We start from the raw sequence: 5,345 nt of genomic DNA on the forward strand, positions 1-5,345 counted from the left end.
GGCTCGCCGCCGCCGGCCGGCTGGAGATCAAACTGGCGCTGCGGGTCACGGCCCAGGGTGGCTACGCCCGCGGACTCTTCCATGCCAAGACCGGCGTCTTCTCCGACGACCGCGGCCACCACGTCAGCTTCTCCGGCTCAGCCACCGAGACCGCCGGCGGACTGGTCGAAAACTTCGAGCACCTGGACGTGTTCCGCTCCTGGAAAGACCCGGAAGGCCGGGTCCAGGCCGCCATCGACGACTTCGAATCACTGTGGAACGGCCAGGTCCCAGGCCTGTGTATCATCGACTTCAGCCAGGCCAGCCGGGCGCTCCTGGAGCGCTACCGTAATCCCGACCAGCCCCCGCCCGGCATCGACCCCCACCAATTCCGCGAGCCCGGCCCCGGCGCCACCTTGGCCCCGCCCGCCGGACTCGAACTGCGCCCCTACCAGAAGGACGCCATCCGCGCCTGGAGCAAGGCCGGCGGGCGCGGCGTCTTCGCCATGGCCACCGGCTCAGGCAAGACCGTCACCGCGCTGGTCCTGGCGAGCAAGGTCGCCGAGCGCAACCGGCCCCTGATGGTGATCATCGTCTGCCCCTTCATCAACCTGTGTCGCCAATGGATCAGGGAGATCGCCTCCTTCGGCATTGACGCCATTGCCTGTTTCGAGGGCCGCCACCGCTGGCAGGCGCAACTGGAAGAGGGCTACCAACGCCTCACCGCCGGATTGGATCAGGTCCAGGTCATCGTCACCACCAACGCCACCTTCCAAAGCGATGCCTGTAGCCTGGGTTGAGTGTCGCGAGCAGGGAGGCGCGATACCCCCATCGCTGACGTGCCAGTTCCGTGCGCCCGCCCCAGCAGCATTCAAGGCCGAGCGACACGAAACCCAGGGCCGTCCGCGGGTTGCCGCCGGCAACGTCCACCGCCTGCTCATCGCCGACGAGGTCCATAACCTGGGGGCCGAGAACGCGCGCGCCGTACTCCCGGACGGCATCACCCTGCGCCTGGGCCTCTCCGCCACCCCCGAGCGCCATTTCGACCCCGCCGGGACCGCCGCGGTGCTGGACTACTTCGGCGCAATCGTGTACCAATACACCCTAGCGCAGGCCATTGCCGACGGGCGCCTCTGTCGTTACCGTTACTACCCGGTTCTGGTGGACCTGACCGACGCGGAGGCCGACGAGTATCTCGAGAACACCACCCGGCTCGCCCGGTTCTACCATGGCGATACCGGCAATGCCGAGTTGGACCAAGCCGCGCTGCGCCTGCTGATGCGGCGCGCTCGGCTGGTCGGGGCTGCTGCCAACGTAGATATGATTCGCTGCTATAGTACCCGAACTGCAGGCGGTTCCCACCGATGCCAACATTCTTGCTAGCCATTGGGTCGCTAACATAATAAATGCCGCAGCAATGGATTTCCGATTAACTCACATCCCATTTGGGCTAAGCTCATCTGATGGCTCAATCGTCGATGTCCACTCGGTGCCACGCGGAAAGGACTGCAACTGCGTCTGCCCCTCTTGCCGGACCCCCCTCGTCGCTCGGCAAGGTACAGAGAACATCTGGCATTTCGCTCATGCCAGTCGAAACGTCTATGGCAAGGCGGAAAATGAGTGTTCCTTTTCGTTCTACCTGTCGGTTCGGCTCATGGCTCGACAATTAATCGATGGCGAACTTCCACTCGCGTTGCCTAAGTTTACGGATCATGTTTCCCGCTACGCTGAAGAGTTCGGCGCCATTCAAGAAATGAGCTATTCGGTACCCACGGCTTCGTCAATCGTACTGAAGGACTGCCGAGTTGAAGTTTCGTTCCGCGCAGTGCTAGTGGACATCAAAGGCAAAGTAGAGAATTTTGATTTCGTTGTCTATTTCTTGCATCCAGGTCGCACTATCCCACCTGAATTTGCGAAGTTAAATGGTGAGAGGGTGGGGGTTATCGCAATCAACTTGGATCGACTCATTGCTGAATTCGCGAAAGCCGCCAATCGTAAAGAAACCTATGCTAGCGTATTGACTGATTTTCTGCGTAACGATGTTCCTTCTAAACGTTGGGTTTACCACCCGCGGGACGCTGCGTTACGTAAGCAGGCTGAGGAGAAACTAGAGCAAGCAGTCGCTCAGGCGATACAGTCGCATAAGGATAATCAAGGGAGGCTGCAAATCAACTCAAGAGGGATTGATGCCCCTTCAGCTTCTAAGCGGCCCGTTACTTGCGAATGCCTCTATTGCGAAACGATGTGGGATGGGCAAGAGCCGGGATTGAATCGCTGCCCGAAATGCAATGAATATCTTGGTACCCGTATTGTCGAGAAATCAGGAGATTAGCGAGATTGTGCTCATGGGGTTTCCATGATAGATGTCAGTCTAATGCTTTCGCGTCGAGGGGCTCTTAATACAGCGTGCGTCATTTCTGACCGACAAATACTACGCTTTGATGCCAAGCCAGTCGCTTGGGGTCTGGCCGCAAACCCGGGGCGCCGGGAAAGTAAAGCAGTGCGCCGTTATGCTGTCTCAGACTCCGGCCAATCGGCGACTCGTCCTCAAACCTTCCTTCTGCAACGCGTACCAAGTATATTCCGTTCTGGAAATCCACCGTCCAGAGCCCCCGATCAAACATCCAGTGTGAATCCCGGGTCAAAGCCAGGCCATTACGCGGGTCGTTGTCCCCACTTTCGGAATGCTTGTGGATGTGTGCTGCCTCGACAAGGTACTCGTTGTCCGTGTTCATGCGGTAGCCGGTCAGCGCGCAGGTGAATCGATAGCCAGTCAGTACATCGCTTCGGAATCGAGCGCTTCGGCCCTTGGCGAGGCTTTTCTTGTACTCGGCCGCATTCCGCTTGATGGTCGCGACCGCCTCCGTAGTAGGCTCAGGGATCTTGAGGCTCGCACATAGACCGATCTGTTCGGCCGCGTCGAAGTAGGCGGCAACGAGTTGGATACGGGCGCTGCGGCGAAAGGCCGGAGCCCCCAGCGCGTCCCACAGCGAATCGTCCATGTGGCACAGCCTGGTCGTTTCCCTGGAGCGGGACGGTTCGCCCTCATCCGTGAAGCGCTGCCAGATATGGTCTCGGTGTCCGCCCAAGGCGTGAAACGGCATACGCATTTCCGGGCGGTTGAGTTGACGGTCATAGACGATCTGCCAATAGCAACTGAACCGAAAGAACAACTCAGGCGAGTAGCTGATCCACGGGTCGGTGAGCTTGCCTTCCTCGATCATGTCGATGACCGCGAGTAACAGCAGCGGCTTATGCGGTGCGAGGCCCCGCCGCTCGGTCTGCGCGACGTTGAGGTTGGCGAGGCGATGAAGCCAGGTCTCAGGGGTCGTCATTGTCTTGCTTCCTCGCCTAAAATCCTGCTTGGACCAGCCGGCCGCTTTCAGGGCGGGGTGTTGCCATGGCCAGTCTCGCTAATACTGCAAGCGGCGAGCATCATCTCAAAGGCCGCTCGCGTTGATTCGTTGCCTTTTGCGACCAAGCTTGCTTGCCACTGGGGGTTGTCGCGCTGCCAGTCCAAGTATCCCAAAGGGGCGACGTGCGCCTTCCAGTCGTTCGGTGATTCGGACAATAGGCGTTCGCCGATTAGCGCCAACCCGGCTAGTATGCTGTAGTTCCCGAGTACGGTCCGCTCCCGGACCTCTGGCGCGGTGATCAGCTTGGCCGCGAAGCGACGCCATGGCGGCAGCAGGTCTCCGAGGTATTGCCACCACTCGGCCAATAACTCCGCGGCGGGTTGCGCGGCGGGCGCGAGTTGATCCCTGAGCAACGGGCGGCAGGCGCGAGCAAAACCGGTGAAGGTAAAGATCCGACCGGAACGCAGCGACCGGGGGTGCGTGCTTAGGTCGACAGCGCGCTTCAGAAACGAGGAGAACCCGATGCTGTCCCTGGCGATCTCGCGATCGATCGCGCGTTTCAGCCGAAGCGCTCTGCGTTTGCGGGTATCGACCTTCACTGGATTGGTGATGGCGGCACGCCGCTCGGCGATCTCGGTAGCACTGCCGACCGGCGTGATGATGACAGGAACGCTAAGACCGGCGAGCCCTTTGGCTGGGATTTCGGCGCGGGACAACGCGGCGACGCGATGGAGACCGTCGAGGATCGCGATCTCGTTCGTGGGGTCCATGCGTATGGCGCCGAAAGGCGGTTGCAGGCCGTAGGGCAGGAACTCAATGGGACCGCGGACACCGAGCAAGATCGGCTGGTCAAAGACCGGCCGGGGGTCAGCGGCGAACCGTTCGGACAGGTCCTTGATGAACCGGTGGTCGGTCGGTGCGTCCGCGAGGGTGCGGGTGAGGGATTCGTCGAGCATCCGCAGCAGCAGACTCAGGGACCAGACGGCCGCGTATTGGGGGCGGCCTGCCTGGGTGCCTTGGAGTCCGTGGAATTCGATGAATGTGGTCAGAGGCATGGCGTTCTCAGAAGTTGTGTTCGGGATCGCTGAGGATGCTTCGACGCGACTCAGGTCTATGGTCCGTGCGCGCAAGTCGAAGTATCCGCCAAGACCCGGCGCTCGTCCATGCCGGGTGGGTTCAATGCGCTTGCTGATGCCGCTCTGCGACGGTCTTGCGGTCGGCGGCTATCTTCCTCGCGCGTTCCAGCGCGTCCTCGCGGTCATCATAGAAATGGCGCCTGAGCGCCTGTTCGATGCGCTGATTCAGGCCAACCCGGCGGGCGCTGTTGCGCTGCTGGCGGGTGATGCTCAAGAGTTCCCGGGTCAATTGGAAGTGCAGGGTATCGCCGCCGCAGAGGGCGCGTAGGTCGTCCATGTCCTCGGGGCTGAGCGACAGGGTGTCATCAAGCCGGCGACCGGGATACTCTTCCCCCGTGACATCCCGATAGATGCGGGGTAGTGAGTCTTCCATCTCGTGTTTCTCGATGACCCAGATGCGCCGGATCTCTTGGAGTTCCTCCGCTGCGATCAGGGCGAGGTGACGGACCTCCGGCGGGCCATGGCGGCGTATCTGGGTCTGGGCTTGCAAGAGTCCCCTGAGCCAGGTTTCGCGGGCCTCTTGGATGTAGGGGCCGGGGATCGGGCGGCCGTCTTTCATGAGTTGGACCGCGCCGTTCATACGGCGGAAGTCACGCAGGCGCCGGTCGGTTTCGCTGTGTTCTTGCGCATCGACGGGGCCGCCGCGAAAGTCCAGGGCGTTGCGTAGGTCCAGGAGCGGCATCATCCATTCCTTCTCTTGATCGTTCTGGATCATCGCGGCCATGGACTTGTCTTGCTCGACGAGGGTGCAGACCCAACAGCCGAGGCGCGAGTCGCCGCAACTCGGGGTTGAGGTATCCACCACCAGTGGGCACTCGCCGTCCGCGGAGGCCCCGGCGTACATGCCGAGCAGTTCCCGGTTGTCGTAGCCCCA

Annotated in this window: 6 protein-coding genes; 3 read left to right on the plus strand and 3 right to left on the minus strand. The window is 61.3% G+C overall.

Going from position 1 to position 5,345, the window contains the following annotated elements; genetic code table 11:
- The 3 genes from QZY44_RS06305 to QZY44_RS06315 all read left to right on the plus strand — a co-directional run.
- The coding region (locus tag QZY44_RS06305; RefSeq protein WP_295443785.1) for a DEAD/DEAH box helicase family protein at positions 1–779 on the plus strand (779 nt) is incomplete at its 5' end.
- Positions 760–1,362 (plus strand): hypothetical protein, encoded by a 603-nt coding sequence (locus QZY44_RS06310; protein ID WP_295443788.1) that lies wholly within the window; start codon positions 760–762, stop codon positions 1,360–1,362. The genes QZY44_RS06305 and QZY44_RS06310, both read left to right, overlap by 20 nt.
- Before the next feature lie 271 nt (positions 1,363–1,633).
- Entirely contained in the window at positions 1,634–2,311 is a 678-nt protein-coding gene (locus QZY44_RS06315) for a hypothetical protein (protein ID WP_295443790.1), read from the plus strand.
- A 79-nt stretch (positions 2,312–2,390) separates the two neighbouring features.
- On the opposite strand, the gene QZY44_RS06320 is transcribed toward QZY44_RS06315, so the two are convergent.
- The 3 genes from QZY44_RS06320 to dndC form a co-directional block, all read right to left on the minus strand.
- Entirely contained in the window at positions 2,391–3,314 is a 924-nt protein-coding gene (locus QZY44_RS06320; protein WP_295443792.1) for an HNH endonuclease, read from the minus strand.
- A 47-nt stretch (positions 3,315–3,361) separates the two neighbouring features.
- Positions 3,362–4,390 carry a DNA sulfur modification protein DndB gene (locus QZY44_RS06325; RefSeq protein WP_295443795.1) on the minus strand — a complete coding sequence of 343 codons (1,029 nt, stop codon included), beginning with the start codon at positions 4,388–4,390 and terminating at the stop codon, positions 3,362–3,364.
- 121 nt (positions 4,391–4,511) lie between these two features.
- The coding region (gene dndC / locus QZY44_RS06330; RefSeq protein ID WP_295443797.1) for a DNA phosphorothioation system sulfurtransferase DndC at positions 4,512–5,345 on the minus strand (834 nt) is incomplete at its 5' end.

Origin of the sequence: uncultured Thiodictyon sp. (assembly GCA_903837595.1) — a bacterium.
Taxonomy (GTDB): domain Bacteria; phylum Pseudomonadota; class Gammaproteobacteria; order Chromatiales; family Chromatiaceae; genus Thiodictyon.